The organism is Saccharopolyspora kobensis, from assembly GCF_900108315.1.
GTDB classification, from domain to species: domain Bacteria; phylum Actinomycetota; class Actinomycetes; order Mycobacteriales; family Pseudonocardiaceae; genus Saccharopolyspora; species Saccharopolyspora kobensis.
In genome coordinates, this window is record NZ_FNVB01000004.1 from 167,720 (window position 1) to 185,511 (window position 17,792).

At 71.0% G+C, this 17,792-nt stretch carries 17 protein-coding genes; 16 read left to right on the forward strand and 1 reads right to left on the reverse strand.

The window, feature by feature from the left end:
• Nucleotides 1-144 precede the first annotated feature (144 nt).
• The 12 genes from rsmD (at nt 145) to C4T78_RS13655 (ending at nt 11,466) form a co-directional block, all read left to right on the forward strand.
• Nucleotides 145-699: a 16S rRNA (guanine(966)-N(2))-methyltransferase RsmD gene (gene rsmD, locus C4T78_RS13600; protein ID WP_093357486.1), complete on the forward strand. Its 555-nt coding sequence runs from the start codon at nt 145-147 to the stop codon at nt 697-699.
• Nucleotides 700-766: 67 nt separating this feature from the next.
• Nucleotides 767-1,249, forward strand: a complete 483-nt coding sequence (coaD, locus tag C4T78_RS13605; RefSeq protein WP_093357485.1) for a pantetheine-phosphate adenylyltransferase — start codon at nt 767-769, stop codon at nt 1,247-1,249.
• 198 nt (nt 1,250-1,447) lie between these two features.
• Nucleotides 1,448-1,864 carry a guanyl-specific ribonuclease gene (locus tag C4T78_RS13610; protein WP_093146676.1) on the forward strand — a complete coding sequence of 139 codons (417 nt, stop codon included), beginning with the start codon at nt 1,448-1,450 and terminating at the stop codon, nt 1,862-1,864.
• 381 nt (nt 1,865-2,245) lie between these two features.
• Entirely contained in the window at nt 2,246-2,980 is a 735-nt protein-coding gene (locus C4T78_RS13615; RefSeq protein ID WP_093357484.1) for an SPFH domain-containing protein, read from the forward strand.
• 158 nt (nt 2,981-3,138) lie between these two features.
• Nucleotides 3,139-3,711 carry a YceD family protein gene (locus C4T78_RS13620; protein ID WP_177247779.1) on the forward strand — a complete coding sequence of 191 codons (573 nt, stop codon included), beginning with the start codon at nt 3,139-3,141 and terminating at the stop codon, nt 3,709-3,711.
• Nucleotides 3,712-3,713: 2 nt separating this feature from the next.
• The gene (gene rpmF, locus C4T78_RS13625) at nt 3,714-3,896 is read left to right on the forward strand and encodes a 50S ribosomal protein L32 (RefSeq protein WP_010305807.1); all 183 of its coding nucleotides are present in this window, start codon (nt 3,714-3,716) and stop codon (nt 3,894-3,896) included.
• Nucleotides 3,897-3,910: 14 nt separating this feature from the next.
• On the forward strand, nt 3,911-4,654 hold the full coding sequence (gene rnc / locus C4T78_RS13630) for a ribonuclease III (protein ID WP_093357482.1): 744 nt from the start codon (nt 3,911-3,913) through the stop codon (nt 4,652-4,654).
• 156 nt (nt 4,655-4,810) lie between these two features.
• Nucleotides 4,811-5,698, forward strand: a complete 888-nt coding sequence (mutM, locus tag C4T78_RS13635) for a bifunctional DNA-formamidopyrimidine glycosylase/DNA-(apurinic or apyrimidinic site) lyase (protein WP_093357481.1) — start codon at nt 4,811-4,813, stop codon at nt 5,696-5,698.
• A 246-nt stretch (nt 5,699-5,944) separates the two neighbouring features.
• Nucleotides 5,945-7,177, forward strand: a complete 1,233-nt coding sequence (locus tag C4T78_RS13640; RefSeq protein WP_093357657.1) for a bifunctional glycosyltransferase family 2/GtrA family protein — start codon at nt 5,945-5,947, stop codon at nt 7,175-7,177.
• Nucleotides 7,174-9,141 (forward strand): ArnT family glycosyltransferase, encoded by a 1,968-nt coding sequence (locus tag C4T78_RS13645; RefSeq protein ID WP_093357480.1) that lies wholly within the window; start codon nt 7,174-7,176, stop codon nt 9,139-9,141. Before C4T78_RS13640 ends, C4T78_RS13645 begins: the two co-directional genes overlap by 4 nt.
• Before the next feature lie 181 nt (nt 9,142-9,322).
• Entirely contained in the window at nt 9,323-10,027 is a 705-nt protein-coding gene (locus C4T78_RS13650) for a response regulator transcription factor (RefSeq protein WP_177247778.1), read from the forward strand.
• The gene (locus tag C4T78_RS13655; protein ID WP_093357478.1) at nt 10,024-11,466 is read left to right on the forward strand and encodes a sensor histidine kinase; all 1,443 of its coding nucleotides are present in this window, start codon (nt 10,024-10,026) and stop codon (nt 11,464-11,466) included. The genes C4T78_RS13650 and C4T78_RS13655 overlap by 4 nt, the downstream gene beginning before the upstream one ends.
• Nucleotides 11,467-11,532: 66 nt before the next feature.
• Here C4T78_RS13655 and asnB read toward each other — a convergent pair whose 3' ends face one another.
• The gene (gene asnB, locus C4T78_RS13660) at nt 11,533-13,362 is read right to left on the reverse strand and encodes an asparagine synthase (glutamine-hydrolyzing) (protein ID WP_093357477.1); all 1,830 of its coding nucleotides are present in this window, start codon (nt 13,360-13,362) and stop codon (nt 11,533-11,535) included.
• Nucleotides 13,363-13,557: 195 nt separating this feature from the next.
• Here asnB and C4T78_RS36400 point away from each other — a divergent pair, with 195 nt between their 5' ends.
• The 4 genes from C4T78_RS36400 (at nt 13,558) to kdpB (ending at nt 17,694) form a co-directional block, all read left to right on the forward strand.
• Nucleotides 13,558-13,734 carry a hypothetical protein gene (locus C4T78_RS36400; RefSeq protein WP_177247775.1) on the forward strand — a complete coding sequence of 59 codons (177 nt, stop codon included), beginning with the start codon at nt 13,558-13,560 and terminating at the stop codon, nt 13,732-13,734.
• Nucleotides 13,731-13,826 (forward strand): K(+)-transporting ATPase subunit F, encoded by a 96-nt coding sequence (gene kdpF, locus C4T78_RS13665; protein ID WP_093146669.1) that lies wholly within the window; start codon nt 13,731-13,733, stop codon nt 13,824-13,826. Before C4T78_RS36400 ends, kdpF begins: the two co-directional genes overlap by 4 nt.
• On the forward strand, nt 13,826-15,487 hold the full coding sequence (kdpA, locus tag C4T78_RS13670) for a potassium-transporting ATPase subunit KdpA (RefSeq protein ID WP_093357476.1): 1,662 nt from the start codon (nt 13,826-13,828) through the stop codon (nt 15,485-15,487). The genes kdpF and kdpA overlap by 1 nt, the downstream gene beginning before the upstream one ends.
• A gap of 224 nt (nt 15,488-15,711) precedes the next feature.
• Nucleotides 15,712-17,694, forward strand: coding sequence for a potassium-transporting ATPase subunit KdpB (gene kdpB, locus C4T78_RS13675; RefSeq protein WP_218161728.1), 1,983 nt, complete (start codon nt 15,712-15,714; stop codon nt 17,692-17,694).
• Nucleotides 17,695-17,792 lie beyond the last annotated feature (98 nt).

Below are 17,792 nucleotides of genomic sequence, written 5' to 3' on the forward strand. Positions count from 1 at the left end.
AGTGGGCAGACCAATCAGCGTACGCCCGTGGCGCCACCGGGCTAGCCGCTCCCGGGAGCGCGGAAGCTGCGGGCACCGGCGTAAAATCACCGCAAACGAGCCCCGCCGGGCGGTGCCCCGCCCGCCGTGCGCCACGATGGACGGGTGACGCGGATCGTGGCCGGAAGCGTGGGCGGGCGGCGCATCGAAGTGCCCCCGAAAGGCACCAGACCCACCTCGGAACGGGTGCGGGAAGCCTTGTTCAGCGCGCTGGAATCGGCGATCGACCTGCCCGGCGCGCGAGTGCTCGACCTCTACGGCGGCTCCGGCGCACTGGGCCTGGAGGCGCTGTCCCGCGGTGCCGAGCACGCGACCTTCGTCGAGTCCGACCGCCGCGCCGCGGGCATGCTGCGCCGCAACGCCGCCGCGCTCGGCTTCGGCGAGGTCCACGTGGCGCAGGCGAAGGCCGAAACGCTGCTGAGCACGCCGACCGACCGGCCCTTCGACGTGGTGTTCGCCGACCCGCCCTACGACCTGCCGCAGGACAAGCTGCACCAGGTCCTGACCGCGCTGGTCGGCAACGGCTGGACGGCGCCGGGCAGCCTGGTGGTGGTGGAGCGGGCGGTCCGCAGCGGCGAACCGGACTGGCCTGCGCACCTGCGGCCGCTGCGCACCAAGCGCTACGGCGACACCGCCGTCCACTGGGCCGAGCACGAATAGCCCCGCGCCGGTGAGGCGCACCACGTCGCCGTGGGGATCGAGCCGGTGGCTGCTACCGTCCGATTCCATGAGGCGTGCCGTGTGTCCAGGCTCCTACGACCCAGTCACCAACGGTCATCTGGACATCATCGAGCGCTCGTCGAAGCTGTTCGACGAGGTCGTCGTCGCCGTGCTCATCAACAAGAGCAAGAAGAGCCTGTTCTCCGTCGAGGAGCGGCTGGACATGCTGCGCGAGGTCACCGAGCCGTGGCCCAACGTGCGCATCGACGCCTGGCACGGCCTGCTGGTCGACTACTGCAGGACCAACGGCATCGGCGCGATCGTCAAGGGCCTGCGCGCGGTCAGCGACTTCGACTACGAGCTGCAGATGGCGCAGATGAACCAGCAGCTGTCCGGGGTGGAGACGATGTTCATGTCCACCAACCCGCAGTACAGCTTCCTGGCGAGCTCGCTGGTCAAGGAGGTCGCCACCTACGGCGGCGACGTCTCCAACCTGGTCCCGCCGAAGATCGAGCAGCGGCTCCGCCAGCGCCTGGCCGAGCGCGCCTGAACGCCTGTCGGCGGCCGGTCTGCGTGCGTGCTCCAAGCGGCTGCCGCCGCTTACCGAGGCGCGGACGGCTCCGCCGACAGCGCCCTCCCGCCCGATTGGGCCGTTCGCAGTAACCCCGGTAGCACGATGGTGGCCGGGACACTTCGGGTTCACGTCAGTTTCAGCAGGTGATCACGGTCGCCGTCTAGCGTGCGGCGCATGATGCGGATCACGTCGAAGACAGTGCAGCTGCTGCTGGTCGGGCTCCTCGCCGTTGCGGGCCTGGTCGGCTTCCAGACGAGTGCCGTCTCCGCGCCGGTGGCCGTGCAGGCGCCGTGCGGCGACACGTCCGAGTTCCAGAAGGTCAACCTCTCCGAACTGCCGCCAGAGGCCACCGACACGGTGAACCTGATCAAGAAGGGCGGCCCGTACCCGTACCCGCAGGACGGCACGGTGTTCCAGAACCGCGAGGGCATCCTCCCGGACTGCGAGACCGGCTACTACCGCGAGTACACGGTGGAGACCCCGGGCAGCGACGACCGCGGCGCCCGCCGCTTCGTGGTCGGCGAAGCCGGCGAGTACTTCTACACCGAGGACCACTACGAGAGCTTCAAACTCACCAACGTCGACGCCTGAAAAGCTGCTTCTCGACCCACCTCGCGTGGCGGTGCGGGTGGCGGAACCTCAACGCCCGCCCGGACTCCGGGGCCCGGACCGATGCACGGCGCTCGGGCTGTCCCCGCCAGGTGAACGCTGGGAACCCGCGTCGGTTCCGGCGTCGAGGACGGGTCGAGCGGCTGCGGCGATTCAAAGCGAAGGAAACGCCTCCCCGGGAACTGCCGGGGAGGCGTTCTCCGTTTCACCGGTAGGGGTGGGCTTGACACGCGGGTGCCTGAATTCCCCCGTCCCGGTGCCCGGCGCGGGCAGACTGGGGGAGCGCAGCGGCCCGTGATCATCGGTTCCGGGGAGTTCTGAGATGCTTGCCGCTGCGGCGGCTACGACGGCAGGGAGATCAAGGTGTACCGGGTGTTCGAGGCCCTCGACGAGCTGGTCACGATCGTGGAAGAGGCGCGCGGCGTTCCCATGACCTCGGGGTGCGTGGTGCCCCGAGGCGACGTGCTGGAGCTGCTCGACGACGTCCGGGACGCGATCCCGCAGGAACTGGACGACGCCCAGGACGTGCTCGACCACCGGGACGAGGTCGTCTCCACCGCCGAGGCCAAGGCGGACAAGTCCGTCACCGACGCCCGCAACGAGGCCGAGCGCACCCTCGCCGCCGCCCGCGCGGAGGCCGAGCAGCTGCTCGCCGACGCGCGCGAGCAGGCCGACGAGCTGCTGGCCGAGGCGCGCGGCCAGGCCGAGCAGGCGGTGAACGCGGGCCGCCGCGAGTACGAGGAGTACGTCGGCCGCGCCCAGTCGGAGGCCGACCGGATGGTGCAGGCCGGGCGGGCCGCCTACGAGCAGTCGGTGCACGAGGGCAAGTCGGAGCAGGCCAGGCTGGTGGCCGACACCGAGGTGGTGCACGCGGCCAACGCCGAGGCCAAGCGCATCGTCGACGAGGCCAACGAGGACGCCGAGCGCCTGCGCAGCGAGTGCGACGCCTACGTGGACTCCCGCCTCGCCGACTTCGAGGACCTCCTCGGCCGGACGCTGCGCACCGTCGGCAAGGGCCGCCAGCAGCTGCGCAGCCCGGTCGGCGCGCCGTTCGACTACGAGGAGTGGGGCTCGGGCAGCGGTGCCGCGGCGAACTGACCGGCTCTCGCAGGGCCTGCTGTCGTCGCCGGTGCGCGGTCGCGTACCCTGGAAAAGCTGGCTTAGGACGGCGTGCCGGTCGCCTCGTGGCGCCGGTGCTCGCGTCGTCCGCCGATGCCGCGAAACTGCCCGCTTGAATTAACCACCGAAACTTTGTGATGTCTCAGAACCACGATGCGCGCGCCGCGCAGGCCGGCCCCTGGGTGATCGACACCAGGGAGATCGGCCACCGCGCTGGTAGCAGCCATGCCTACAGGCGCAGTGCCCCGGCACCGGCCGGGTTCGGGCTGGACATGATCAAGGTGCCCGAGGGCGAGCCCGTCGAGCTCGATCTGCTGGCCGAGTCGGTGGTCGAGGGCGTGCTGGTGTCGGGTACCGCCGTGGCCCACCTGGCCGGTGAGTGCGTCCGGTGCCTGGACCCGATCTCCGAGGAGCTCGAGGTCGAGGTGCGGGAGCTGTTCGCCTACCCGGACAGCGCCACGGACGTCACCAGCGACGACGACGAGGTGGAGCGGGTCGTCGACGACCTGGTCGACCTCGAACCGGTGGTGCGGGACGCGATGCTGCTGTCGCTGCCCTCGGCTCCGTTGTGCTCGCCGGACTGCCAGGGGCTGTGCTCCGAGTGCGGCGTGAAGTGGGCCGAACTCGCCCCCGATCACACGCATGAGACCATTGACCCTCGCTGGGCCGCGCTGCAAGAGCGGTTCGGCGGGACCGAGGAGGAGAACTAGTCGTGGCCGTCCCGAAGCGCAAGATGTCCCGGGCCAACACCCGTCACCGCCGGTCGCAGTGGAAGACCTCGGCGCCGACGCTGGTGCAGTGCTCCAACCGCGCCTGCCGCGAGCAGAAGCTGCCGCACGTGGTCTGCCCGGCCTGCGGTCAGTACGACGGCCGCCAGGTCGTCCAGCCCGCCTGATCGGCGGCAGCGCAGTGGGGGGAAAGCAGCCTCGGGCCCGGAAGATCGACCGGGCTCCGCTGTTGGCAGCGCTCGGCGTCGAGCTCGACGCCGAGCTGCTCACCCTTGCTCTGACCCACCGCTCCTACGCCTACGAGAACGGCGGCCTGCCGCCGAACGAGCGGTTGGAGTTCCTGGGTGACGCGGTGCTCGGACTGGTGATCACCGATCGCCTGTACAACGACCACCCGGAACTCGCGGAGGGGCAGCTCGCGAAGCTGCGCGCCAGCGTGGTCAACATGCACGCGCTGGCGGGCGTCGCGCGCGGTCTCGGTGAGGGCGGCCTCGGCGAGTACCTGCTGCTGGGCAGGGGCGAGGAGCTCACCGGAGGCCGGGACAAGGCGAGCATCCTCGCGGACGGCCTGGAAGCCGTGCTCGGCGCGGTGTACCTGGCCGAGGGCATCGACGTCGCTCGCGACGTGGTGCACCGGCTGTTCGAACCGCTGCTGGTGGAAGCGCCGCAGCGCGGTGCGGGCCTGGACTGGAAGACCAGCCTGCAGGAGCTGACGGCCTCGGCCAGCCTGGGCGTTCCGGAGTACCGCGTCGAGGAGCAGGGGCCGGACCACCGCAAGGAGTTCAGCGCCTACGTGGCCGTCGGCGGGCAGACCTACGGCCGCGGTGATGGACGCACCAAGAAGGAAGCCGAGCAGAAGGCCGCCGAGGCGGCCTGGCGCCAGCTCTCCCAGCAGAACGGCGAAGGCACCGAGACCTCCGCCTGATCTTCTCCTGCCTCGCGGCGCGGATTCTCAGCGCCCGCCTGGCCGTGACATCGCCGGATCCCGGTGCTGTCCTCGCCAGGCGAACGCTGAGTCCGCGCCGTCGGCATTTCCAGGGCCGCCTGTCGTGTTCGCGCGGGCGTGGTCGAAGATGTTTTCGTGCCCGAGTTGCCTGAAGTCGAGGTCGTCCGGCGCGGTGTCGCCGAGCATGCGATCGGCCGGACGGTGTCCGGCGTCGAGGTCCTGCACCCGCGCGCGGTGCGCCGCCACGTGCCCGGCCCGGAGGATCTCGCCGGACGCCTGGCCGGCCGGGTCCTGAGCGCGGCGCGGCGCCGCGGCAAGTACCTGTGGCTGGAGCTCGGCGGCGGCGAGCCCCGGACCTCCGGTGGCGAGGCGCTGGTGGTGCACCTCGGGATGAGCGGGCAGCTGCTCGTGCAGCCCTCCGACGTGCCGGACGAGAAGCACCTGCGGGTGCGCTTCCGGTTCGCCGACGGCGGGCCGGAGCTGCGGTTCGTCGACCAGCGCACCTTCGGCGGCCTGCACCTGGCCGATCTGGTCGAGGTCGACGGACTGGCGCTGCCCGAGCCGATCGAGCACATCGCGCCCGATCCGCTGGAGGAGTCCTTCGACCTGGACCGGCTGGCGGAGCGGCTGCGGGCGCGGCGCACCGGGATCAAGCGCGCGCTGCTGGACCAGAGCCTGGTGTCCGGCATCGGCAACATCTACGCGGACGAGGCGCTGTGGCGCGCGAAGCTGCACTGGGCGCGGCCCACGGCGACGCTGACCCGGCCCAAGATCCGGGAGCTCTTCGACGGCGTCACCGAGGTCATGCAGGACGCGCTGCGCGCGGGCGGCACCTCGTTCGACGCCCTGTACGTCAACGTCAACGGCGAGTCCGGCTACTTCGACCGGTCGCTGGCGGTGTACGGCCAGCTCGACCGGCCGTGCCCGCGCTGCGGTGCGCCGATCCGCCGCGATCCCTTCATGAACCGCTCCTCCTACACCTGCCCGGTCTGCCAGCCGAAACCCCGTAACGCCCACCTCTGATCGCGGGGAGCCGTCCACAGCCGTCGGTGTGTCGTGCGGCGACACGCCGACGATCCGCAACTTCCATTGAAATCAACCCCGCAATTTCCATTGAAATCGACCCCGTGATTTCCATTGAAATTGCGGAAGTCTCCGCGCCCGGGCGCTCCGCGCGCCGGATTCCCAGGTGGTTCCCAGGTTCTGCCGACGGTGCTCGCACCTCCTTCCGGCTTCATGGAGCCGAAGCCGGAAGGAGAGGTGGTGGAGATGAGCGCCGTGCCGCAGCTCGACGCCGGACGTCGGGTGCCGCACCGGACCGCGACGGTCGACGTCGTGATCCCCGTGCACAACGAGGAACGCTCGCTGCCCGGTTGCCTGCAGGTGCTCAGCGAGCACCTGGCCGGGGGTTTTCCGTTCGCCTGGACCATCACGGTCGTCGACAACGCCAGCAGCGACGGGACGTTGCGCATCGCGCAGGAGCTGGCCGGGGCGATGGACCGGGTCCGGGTGCTGCACCTGGACCGCAAGGGGCGCGGGCTGGCGTTGCGCACCGCGTGGGGTTACAGCGACGCCGATGTCGTGGTGTACATGGACGTCGATCTGTCCACCGGGCTGGACGCCCTGCTGCCGCTGGTCGCGCCGCTGGTCAACGGGCATTCCGACCTGGCCATCGGATCGCGGCTGGCGAGCGGGTCGCGGACCGTGCGCGGCGGCAAGCGGGAGCTGATCTCGCGGTGCTACAACGCGATGGTGCGCTGGACGCACGGTGCGCGGTTCACCGATGCGCAGTGCGGCTTCAAGGCGGCGCGCACCGATGTGGTCAAGCCGCTGCTGCTCGCGGTCCGGGACGATTCCTGGTTCTTCGACACCGAGCTCCTGCTGCTGGCCGAGCACAACGGCCTGCGGGTGCACGAGGTGCCGGTGGACTGGGTGGAGGACGTCGACACCCGGGTGAACGTGCTGCGTACCGCGGTCGACGACATCGCCGGTCTGGTGCGGGTCGCGCGGGCGAAGGTCACCGGCTCGGCGAAGGTGCCCGGCCTGCCGCGGCGGCCGGAGCCGAGGGCGGCGCATCCGCGGGCCGTGCTGGCGAAGCGGGAGAACGGCCTGCTGTGGCAGCTGGTTTCGTTCGGTGCCATCGGACTGGTGTCCACTGTGCTCACCTCGGTGCTCTACGCCGCCCTGCGCACCTGGTGGCCGCCGCTGCTGGCGAACTTCGCGGCGCTGATCGCGACGACCCTGTGGAACACCGAGGCCAACCGCCGGTTCACCTTCCTGCGGCAGCGGGGTTCGTCCGGGCGCGTGCACCTGCGAGGACTGGTCGTGTTCGCGCTGTACTACTTCGTCACCTCCGGCGCGTTGCTCGGTTTGCACGCCTGGCGGGCTGATCCGTCGCGGTGGCTGGAAGTCCTGGTGCTGGTGGTGTCCTCGGTGCTGGGCACGGCGTTGCGGTTCGTGCTGCTGCGGTCCTGGGTGTTCCGTGCCGGGGAGGCGTCATGACCGCCGTCGCCGAGCCCGTCGGGTCGCGTGCCCGCCGGTGGGAACCGTGGGCGCTGGGCGCGATCTGCGCTGTGGCCGCGCTGCTGTACCTCTGGGGCATCGGGAGTTCGTGGGGGAACTCGTACTACTCGGCCGCCGTGAAGTCGATGTCGCAGAGCTTCGAGGCGTTCTTCTTCGGCTCCTTCGACCCGGTCGGCGTGGTCACGGTGGACAAACCGCCGATGGCCCTGTGGTTGCAGGTGCTGTCGGTGGAGGTGTTCGGCTTCAACCGGTTCGCGGTGCTGCTGCCGCAGGCCGCGGCCGGGGTCGCGGCGGTCTTCCTGCTGCACCGGGCGGTTCGGCGCTGGGCCGGTGAGCACGCTGCGCTGCTGGCCGCGCTGGTGCTGGCGCTGAGCCCGATCACCGTGGTGATCAACCGCGACAACAACCCGGACACGTTGCTGGTGCTCCTCGTGGTCGCGGCGGCTTGTGCCATGACGCGGGCCTTCGAGTCGCGGCGGGCCACCGGCTGGGTCGCGCTCGCCGCATTCCTGGTGGGCTGCGGCTTCCTGACGAAGATGCTGCAGGCGTGGATGGTGCTGCCCGCGTTCATCGCCGCCTACTGGCTGGGCGGCCGGGCCGGGTGGGCGCGTCGGCTGCTGGATCTCGGGATCGCCGCCGTCGTGCTCCTGGTGAGCTCGTTCTGGTGGGTGGCGGTGACGGCGCTGTGGCCGTCGCCGAAGCCGTTCATCGGCGGCAGCGAGGACGGTTCCGCGTGGGACCTGGTCTTCGGCTACAACGGGTTCGGCCGGATCTTCGGGGCGGGCGGTGGCCCGGGCGGCGGCTTCTCCGGTTCGGCGGGCTTGCTGCGGATGGCCAACGAGCAGCTCGCCGGTCAGATCAGCTGGTTGCTGCCGTTGTGCGCGCTGGTGCTGGTTTCGGTGCTGGCGGCGGGGATCCGGCGTCTGGAACGCGCGCGGCTCGCGGGCTGGGTGCTGTGGGGCGGCTGGCTGGTGGTCATCGGCCTGATGTTCAGCTTCGCGCAGGGCATCATGCACCCCTACTACACGACGATGCTGGCACCTGCGGTCGGTGCGGTGACCGGCGCCGGGCTGGTCCGGTTCTGGCACTGGTACCGGGAACCCGGCGCCCGGGGATGGTTGCTGCCGATCGGTGTCGCGATCACGGTGGCGTGGGCGATGGCCGTGGTCGCGCGCGACCTGAGCTGGCACGCGTGGGCGGGATATTCGGCTGCGGGCTTGGGAATCGTCGCGCTGGTGGTGCTGCTGCTCGGGAGGCGAGGACGGGCGCGACTCGCGAAGTCCGGTCTGGCGCTGGGGCTGGCGGCGATCCTGCTGGTGCCGACGGCGTGGTCGTCGATCGCCGCGGTGTCCGGCGAATCCGGTATGGGCGGCACGAACCCGATGGCAGGCCCGGAAACCGGCATGGGCGGCCCCGGGCCGATGCGCTTCGGCGCCCCGCCGGACGGCGGCGGGCTGGCACTGGGGACGAGCGACGGCCGCATGCCGGAGCTCGTCCGGAGCGGTCCCGGTGGGGCCTCGCTCAGCGCCGAGCAGCGGAAACTGGTCGACTACGTCCGAGCGCAGGCCGGTGAGCTGACCGTGCCGCTGGCGATCGAGGGCGGCTCGATGGCGGCATCGTCCTACCTCCTCAACTCGGATCTGACGGTGATCGGCATGGGCGGATTCAGCGGTGGCGACGACGCGCCATCGGTGGCCCAGCTGACCGAGTGGGAGCAATCCGGCGAGCTCGGCTTCGTGCTCCTCGGCGGCGGTCCGGGCGGCATGCGGAGTCCGGACGACCGGCAGCCGCCGGGAGCAGTGGTGATCGGCCCCGGTGGCCAGGCCCGCAGCGATCGCCAGGAGTGGGTCGAGCAGAACTGCACCCCGGTCGACCCGGCGGCGTGGGGCGGCTCGGCGGACGGCCTGGAGCTGTACTCCTGCGGGTCAGCAGGCGATCGTTGAGCCAGAGCCCGTGAGTGCTTTGTGGCGCTATTGCACCACAAAGCACTCACGGGTCCCCACCTGCGGAACCGGCTCCGGGCGCGCGGTGGTGGAGACCGGAATCGCGCTCCGGGCGCAGCAGTGGTTGGTTTCCCAGGGTTCGCCCAGGTTCTTCCCAGGTTGGGCGGGGAGGCTGGTTGGCGTGGTTGATTCCGGTGGGGCTCGGGTGCTGGTCGTCGACGACGAGCCGAACATCCTGGAACTGCTCACCGCCGCGCTGCGGCTGAGCGGATTCGAGGTGCGCGGCGCGGCGACCGGCGCCGGTGCGTTGCACGCGGCGGCGGAGTTCCGCCCGGACATCGTCGTGCTCGACGTGATGCTGCCGGACCGGGACGGGTTCTCGGTGGCCTCCGAGCTGCGCGCGGGCGGCGACACCGTCCCGGTGCTGTTCCTGACCGCGCGGGACGCCGTGGAAGACCGCATCGCGGGGCTCACCGCGGGCGGCGACGACTACGTCACCAAGCCGTTCAGCCTGGACGAGGTGGTGCTGCGGCTGCGCGCGATCCTGCGCCGGGTTCGGCCTGCGCAGGCCGGCGATGCGAAGCTGCGCTACCACGACCTGGAACTGGACGAGGACAGCTACGAGGTCCGCCGCGCCGGGCGGCTGGTCTCCCTGTCGCCGACCGAGTTCAAGCTGCTGCGCTACCTGCTGATCAACGCCGAGAAGGTGGTCAGCAAGGTGCAGATCCTGGACCGGGTGTGGGACTACGAGTTCGGCGGTGACAGCCGGATCGTCGAGTCCTACATCAGCTACCTGCGGCGCAAGATCGATTCCTCCGCGCCGTCGCTGATCCACACCATCCGCGGCGTGGGCTACGTGCTGCGGTTGCCGCCGGAGCACCGATGAGCGTCTTCCGCACGTTGCGCGGGCGGTTGGTGCTCGTGCTGCTGAGCGCGCTGGTGCTCGGCCTGCTGGCGATGGGACTGACCAGCACGGCCCTGCTGAGCCGGTCGCTGATCGCCCGCACCGACGACCGGCTGGCCGAGCTGTCCGGGCCGTGGGAGCACGGCGCGCCGCTACCGGACCCGACCCGCGCCCCACCGGAGCGCGGTCCGGGGCGCGGCGAGCTGCCCACCGACTTCCGGGTGCTGGTGTTCGCGCCCGGCCGCGGGCAGCTCGGCGGGGTGCTCGGGAGCCCGGAGGGCGATGCGGGTGGACCGCTGCTGCTCGATCCGGTGCGCGGGCCCGAGATCGGGACGGTGCCGGACCGGGCGGGCGGTGCGGACTGGCGGGTGCGGACCGTCTCGCTGCCCAACGGTCACCTCGCCGTGCTGGCGCTGTCGCTGGCCGGGGTGGACGCCACGGTGCGGCAGCTGGTGGTCATCGAGCTGGTGGTGGGCGGTGTCGTGCTGGTCGTGCTGGCGGCGGCCGCCGCGGTGACGGTGCGGCTGAGCCTGCGGCCGCTGGACCGCATCGAGCGCACCGCCGACGCCATCGCGGCCGGGCAGCTGGACCGGCGCGTGCCGGATCAGGACCCGCGGACGGAGACCGGTCGCCTCGGATCGGCGCTGAACACGATGCTCGGTCGGCTGGTGGACGCCTTGCAGCAGCGGGAGCAGTCGGAGCAGCGGTTGCGGCGGTTCGTCGCGGACGCCTCGCACGAGCTGCGCACGCCGCTGACGTCGATCCGCGGGTTCGCCGAGCTGTACCGGCGCAGCGACCAGCACTCGCCGGAGGACGTGCGGGTGATGATGCGCCGCATCGAGTCCGAGGCGGTGCGCATGGGCGGTCTGGTCGAGGACATGCTGCTGCTGGCGCGGCTGGACCGGGAGCGCACCGTGGACCTCGTCGAGCTCGACCTGGTGCCGCTGGTGCGGGACGTCGTCGCGGACGGGCGGGCGCGCGCTCCCGACCGGGAGCTGATCGAGCGCGAGCCGGAGCAGCTGCGAGTGCTGGGCGACGGCCCGCGGCTCCGCCAGGTGCTGACGAACCTGGTGAGCAACGCGCTGCTGCACAGCACGCCCGGCTCGCCGATCACCGTCGAGGTCGCGCCCGGCTCGGTCGGCGGGGGAGCGCTCGCCGCCGCGGGAGCCGAGTTGGCGGCGGGCGCTCCGGTCGCGGTGGTGTCTGTCGCCGACAGCGGCCCGGGCATCGCCGCCGAGCACGCGGGCCGGATCTTCGACCGCTTCTACCGGGTGGACGACGGCCGCACCCGGGAGTCCGGCGGTACCGGGCTCGGCCTGGCGATCGCGGCGGCTCTGGCCGAGGCGCACCACGGCCGCGTGGAGCTCCGGGCGAACCCGGCCGGAGGCTGCACCTTCTGCCTCCTGCTTCCCCTGGCCTGACTGTGGTGGCTGCCGTGAGTGCTTTGTAGGGCGATAGCACCACAAAGCGCTCACGGCACCATCTCCTCAGAGCTTGATGGTCGGGTGGTGGATGTCGAACCAGGTCGCCATGTCGAGGGCCCGCTCGAAGGTGAAGCGCGTCGGCGTGTCGATGCGCTCCGGGTCCAGCGCCAGCGCCTCGCGCAGCCACCCGCCGTCCAGCAGGGACAGCGCTTCGTTGCCGGTGGCGGCCAGGTCGGCCACCTGGCGCTGCAGGACCGCCGCGTACCTCGGGTCCTGTGTGGACGGATACGGGCTCTTCACCCGCTCCACCACCGACTGCGGCAGCGCGTCCGCGGTGGCGTGGCGCAGCAGGCTCTTCTCCCGGCCGTCGAAGGTCTTCAGCGACCAGGGCGCGTTGAAGACGTACTCGACCAGCCGGTGGTCGCAGAACGGCACCCGGACCTCCAGACCGACCGCCATCGACATCCGGTCCTTGCGGTCCAGCAGGATTCGGACGAACCGCGTCAGGTGCAGGTGGCTGATCTCCCGCATCCGCCGCTCGGCAGCGCTCTCCCCGTCGAGCACCGGTACCGCCGCGATCGCTTCGCGGTACCGGTCGGCCACGTAGGACTCCAGGTCCAGCACGTCGCGCACGTGCGGGTCCAGCACCTGCGGTTGGTCGTCGTGCGGGGTGCGCACCGAGGCCATCCACGGGAAGGTGTCGGCCGCGCGGACCTCCGGGTCGTGGAACCAGCGGTAACCGCCGAACACCTCGTCCGCGGATTCGCCGGACAGCGCCACCGTGGAGTGCTGCCGGATCGCCTTGAACAGCAGGTACAGCGACTGGTCCATGTCGCCGAGCCCCATCGGCAGGTCGCGGGCCTGCACGGTGGCCCGACGCGCCGCCGGGTCGGCCAGCGCGTCGGGATCGAGCACGATGTCCTGGTGCGCGGAGCCGACGTGCTGGGCCACGTCGTGCACGTAGGGGGTGTCCGGCGTGGCGCGCAGCTCGTCGGGCACGAAGTTCTCCGCCTGGCCGGCGAAGTCCACCGCGAAGCTGCGCACCTGCTCGCCGCTGCGGCCCAGCTCGATGCCCGCCAGCGCGGTGATGGCGCTGGAGTCCAGGCCTCCGGACAGCAGCACGCAGCGCGGCACGTCGGCGATCAGCTGCCGCGCGACGATGTCGTCCAGCAGCTCCCGCACGCGCCGCACCGTGCCCTGCTGGTCGTCGGTGTGCTCGGTGGCGCGCAGCTGCCAGTAGGTGCGTTCGTGCAGGCCGGTGCGGTCGACGGTGACGACGGTGCCCGGCTCGACCTCGCGCATGCCCGCCCACACGGCCTGCCGCGGGGTCTTGACCGGCGTGAACAGCTCGCGCAGCCCGTCGGCGTCGACGACCTTCTCGGCCAGCGGGTTGGCCAGGATCGCCTTGGGCTCGGAGCCGAACAGCACGCCCTGCTCGGTCGGGTAGTAGTACAGCGGTTTGATGCCCATCCGGTCGCGGACCAGCAGCAGTTGCTCGGTGCGGGCGTCCCAGACGGCGAAGGCGAACATGCCGTTGAGCTGCTCGGCGACCTGCGGGCCCCATTCCAGGTAGCCGTGCAGGACGACCTCGGTGTCGCTGTCGGTGGTGAAGCGGTGGCCGCGGCGGCGCAGCTCGTCGCGCAGCTCGGTGAAGTTGTAGGCCTCGCCGCTGTAGACGATCGCCACGTCGCCGTCGGGGGAGGTCATCGGCTGGGTGCCGCCGGGCAGGTCGATGATGGCCAGCCTGCGGTGGCCGAGCGCGGCGTGCGGGGCCACCCAGGTGCCGCGGGCGTCGGGGCCGCGGCAGGACATGGTGTCGCACATCGCGTCGATCGCGGTTCGTTCGCGGGTGAGGTCGCGCTGGAAGTCGATCCAGCCGGAGATTCCGCACATGGCCCGGTCTCCTTCGCTGTTCGGATTGGTGGTCCCACGGGTTCCCGGAGGGGCCGTTACCCATGCTAAGAAGATCGTTGTATCCATGAAACCAGATGACGGAGTGAAGTCGGCCACGCACAATCCGTGCACATCGGTCGAAACCGTGCATCAAGAACGCGTCAACGCGCTGCTGGGCCGCATCAAGGTGCCGTCATGGGTCTCGACCGGGGGCGCAGCCGGGAGCTTCGCTGGTTCCGGGCGGTCGCCGCACCCGGCGACCCGGATTCGAGTGAGGAGTGCGCAGCGGTGGCTGATCTGGCCTACGCCGTGTTGTTGATCGGCGGGTTCCTCGTGCTGGCCCTGACCTTGCGCGGTTTGGAGCGGTTGTGAGCGCATTGCTGGCCAACGTCGCCGGAGGCGTGCTGGCCCTGCTGCTGATCGGTTATCTGTTCGTCGCACTGGTTCGGCCGGAGAAGTTCTGATGAGTTCGCTGACGGTCGGCCTGGTCCAGGCCGGCCTCCTGATCCTGGCCATCGGAGTGGTCCACCGGCCCCTCGGTGACTACCTGGCCCACGTCTACACCAGCGAGAAGCACTGGCGCGTGGAGAAGGTGATCTACCGCCTGGTGCGCGTCGACGGCGACGCCCAGCAGCGCTGGACCACCTACGCCGCAGGCGTCCTCGGCTTCTCCGCCATGTCCATCGCGCTGCTGTACCTGTTGCAGCGGTTGCAACCGCTGCTGCCGCTGAGCTTCGGCCGCGGTGCGGTGGAACCCGCGGTGGCGTTCAACACCGCGATCAGCTTCGTCACCAACACCAACTGGCAGTCCTACGTGCCGGAGCAGGCCCTCGGGCACGCGGTGCAGATGACCGGGCTGACCGTGCAGAACTTCGTGTCGGCCGCGGTCGGCATGGCGGTCGCGATCGCGCTGGTGCGCGGCTTCACCGCGGCGGGCACCGGGCGCATCGGCAACATCTGGGTGGACATCACCCGAGGCTGCACCCGGGTGCTGCTGCCGATCGCGGCGGTCGGCGCGGTGCTGCTCATCGCGCTCGGCGGGGCGATGAGCCTCGCCTCGGGCATCGACGTCGTCGGGCTGGACGGGCAGGCGCACACCATCGCCACCGCCCCGATCGCCAGCCAGGAGGCCATCAAGGAGCTCGGCACCAACGGCGGCGGGGTGCTCAACGCCAACTCGGCGCACCCGTTCTCCAACCCCGGTGGCATCAGCAACCTGCTGGAGATCTTCCTGATCCTGGTCATCCCGCTGGCCCTGACCCGCACCTTCGGCACCATCGTCGGCGACCGCCGCCAGGGCCGGGTGCTGCTGGCCGTGATGGTGTCGATCATGGCGGTGATGACCGCGGTCGTCTGGTGGGCCGAGAGCCACCCGAACGGCCCGGCCGCGCTGGCCGCCGGTGGTGCGCTGGAGGGCAAGGAGGCGCGCTTCGGGCTGTTCCTGTCCGGGCTGTTCGCGGTCGCCACCACCGGCACCTCCACCGGCGCGGTCAACGCGATGCACGACAGCTTCACCGGCCTCGGCGGCCTCGTACCGCTGCTGAACATGCTGCTCGGCGAGGTCGCGCCGGGCGGTGTCGGCGCCGGGCTGTACGGGATCCTGGTGCTGGCCGTGATCGCGGTCTTCCTGGCCGGGCTGATGGTCGGCCGCACCCCGGAGTACCTGGGCAAGAAGCTCGGGCGGCGGGAGGTCACCGCGGCTGCGATCTCGATCCTGGCCATGCCGACGGTGGTGCTGCTCGGCGCGGGCACCGCGCTGGCGCTGCCGTCCACATCGGACGCCATGGCCAACGGCGGGGCGCACGGCCTCTCCGAAGTCCTCTACGCCTTCGCCTCGGCGGGCAACAACAACGGCAGCGCCTTCGCCGGATTGACCGTCACCAGCGACTTCTTCCAGATCGCGCTGGGGCTGGCGATGCTGTTCGGCCGCTTCGTGCCGATCCTGGCGGTGCTGATGCTGGCCGGTTCGGTGGCCGCGCAGCAGCGCACCCCCGCCACGGCGGGCACCCTGCCCACCACCGGCCCGCTGTTCGCCGGGCTGCTCGGCGGAACCGTCGTCCTCGTCGCGGCGCTGACCTTCCTGCCCGCGCTCGCCCTCGGCCCGATCGCGGAGGCCCTCGCATGAAGCCCTCGTATCAACCAGAGTCCTGCTCAACCGCACCTCAGCCGGAGCCCTGCTCAACCGCACATCAGGGGAACGTGACGCAACCCAGCCACAAGAAACCGCGAAACGCGAGCTTGATTCCAAGCGCAACCACCACTGAAAATCGCGGAGAGGCGGAACAGGGAGAGGCGGAACAGCAGGCCGCGCCGCGCAAGCTCGCCGCCGGCGCGTTCAGCCCGCGCCAGCTGTGGAGCTCGCTGCCGGAAGCGCTGCGCAAGCTCCACCCGAGGCACCAGCTGGCCAACCCGGTCCTGCTCGTGGTGTGGGTCGGGTCGGCGCTGACCACGGTGCTCGCCGTCGTCGACCCGAATCCGTTCAGCATCTCGGTGGCCGCCTGGCTGTGGTTCACCGTGCTGTTCGCCAACCTCGCCGAATCCGTCGCCGAGGGCCGCGGCCGGGCGCAGGCGGAATCGTTGCGGCGCACCAAGACCGAGGCCGTCGCGCGGCGGCTGGTCGACGGCGTCGAGGAGCAGGTGCCCGGCACGGCGCTGCGCGTCGGCGACCGGGTGGTCGTCGAAGCGGGCGAGGTGATCCCCGGGGACGGTGACGTCGTCGAGGGCATCGCGACAGTCGACGAGTCGGCGATCACCGGCGAATCCGCCCCGGTGATCAGGGAATCCGGCGGCGACCGCTCGGCGGTCACGGCGGGCACCACGGTGCTGTCGGACCGGATCGTCGTGCAGGTCACGGCGAAACCCGGCGAGACCTTCGTGGACCGGATGATCGCGCTGGTCGAAGGCGCGCAGCGGCAGAAGACGCCGAACGAGATCGCGCTGACGATCCTGCTGTCCACGCTGACCATCATCTTCCTGCTCGCGGTCGTCGCGCTGCAGCCGATGGCCGGTTATTCCGGTTCGCTGCTGTCGGTGATCACGCTGACCGCGTTGCTGGTGTGCCTGATCCCGACCACCATCGGCGCGCTGCTGTCCGCGATCGGCATCGCGGGCATGGACCGGCTGGTGCAGCGCAACGTGCTCGCCAAGTCCGGGCGCGCGGTGGAAGCGGCCGGTGACGTGGACACCCTGCTGCTGGACAAGACCGGGACGATCACCTTCGGCAACCGGCGCTGCACCGAACTGCTGCCGGTGGGCGGCGTGACACCGCGCGAGCTGGCGGAGGTGGCGCGGCTGTCCAGTCTCGCCGACCCGACGCCCGAGGGCACCAGCGTCGTGGCGTTCTGCGCCGAGCAGTTCGGGCTGCCCGCGCAGGCGCAGGGCGCGGAACTGCGTGCCGAGGAGGTCGCCTTCACCGCGCAGACGCGGATGAGCGGCATCGACATCGACGGCCGCGAGATCCGCAAGGGCGCCACCAGCGCGGTGCGCGCCTGGGCCGGTGGGGTGCCCGACGAAGTGGTGGAGCTGACCGACGGGATCGCCGCGCAGGGCGGCACGCCGCTGGTGGTGGCCGAGCGCAGCGGCGGGAGCACCCGCGTCGTCGGGGTCCTCCGACTGTCCGATGTGGTCAAACCGGGGATGGCGGAGCGGTTCGCCGAGCTGCGCGCGATGGGCATCCGCACCGTGATGGTGACCGGCGACAACGAGCTCACCGCCAAGGCCATCGCCGCCGAGGCCGGCGTCGACGACTACCTCGCCGAGGCCAAGCCCGAGGACAAGATGGCGCTGATCAAGGCCGAGCAGGAGGGCGGGCGGCTGGTCGCGATGACCGGCGACGGCACCAACGACGCGCCCGCGCTGGCGCAGGCCGACGTCGGGGTGGCGATGAACACCGGCACGGCGGCGGCCAAGGAAGCCGGGAACATGGTCGACCTGGACTCCGACCCGACCAAGCTGATCGAGATCGTCGAGATCGGCAAGCAGCTGCTGATCACCCGCGGCGCGCTGACCACCTTCAGCATCGCCAACGACCTGGCCAAGTACTTCGCGATCCTGCCCGCGATGTTCGTGGCGATCTACCCGCAGCTGGACGCGCTGAACATCATGCGGCTGGCCACGCCGACCTCGGCGATCCTGTCCGCGGTGATCTTCAACGCGCTGGTCATCGTGGCGCTGATCCCCCTGGCGCTGCGCGGAGTCCGCTACCGGCCGACCACGGCCAGCGCCCTGCTGCGGCGGAACCTGCTGGTCTACGGCTTAGGTGGCATCGTCACGCCGTTCCTGGGCATCTGGCTGATCGACCTGCTGATCCGCTTCATCCCCGGCATCGGCTGAGGGGGCCGGTGCGCAATTTCAATTGAAATCAGACCGTCGATTTCAATTGAAATTGCGGACCTCCCGGCGCGTCGGGGGACGACACGCCGGGTGTTGTG

What these genes read in the sequence shown, in the direction of transcription:
- C4T78_RS13640 (WP_093357657.1), top strand. Translation starts at nt 5,945, where the DNA reads ATGAGCGCCGTGCCGCAGCTCGACGCCGGACGTCGGGTGCCGCACCGG.
- asnB (WP_093357477.1), bottom strand. Translation starts at nt 13,362, where the DNA reads ATGTGCGGAATCTCCGGCTGGATCGACTTCCAGCGCGACCTCACCCGC.
- coaD (WP_093357485.1), top strand. Translation starts at nt 767, where the DNA reads ATGAGGCGTGCCGTGTGTCCAGGCTCCTACGACCCAGTCACCAACGGT.
- C4T78_RS36400 (WP_177247775.1), top strand. Translation starts at nt 13,558, where the DNA reads ATGGGTCTCGACCGGGGGCGCAGCCGGGAGCTTCGCTGGTTCCGGGCG.
- C4T78_RS13620 (WP_177247779.1), top strand. Translation starts at nt 3,139, where the DNA reads ATGTCTCAGAACCACGATGCGCGCGCCGCGCAGGCCGGCCCCTGGGTG.
- kdpA (WP_093357476.1), top strand. Translation starts at nt 13,826, where the DNA reads ATGAGTTCGCTGACGGTCGGCCTGGTCCAGGCCGGCCTCCTGATCCTG.
- C4T78_RS13655 (WP_093357478.1), top strand. Translation starts at nt 10,024, where the DNA reads ATGAGCGTCTTCCGCACGTTGCGCGGGCGGTTGGTGCTCGTGCTGCTG.
- C4T78_RS13645 (WP_093357480.1), top strand. Translation starts at nt 7,174, where the DNA reads ATGACCGCCGTCGCCGAGCCCGTCGGGTCGCGTGCCCGCCGGTGGGAA.
- C4T78_RS13610 (WP_093146676.1), top strand. Translation starts at nt 1,448, where the DNA reads ATGATGCGGATCACGTCGAAGACAGTGCAGCTGCTGCTGGTCGGGCTC.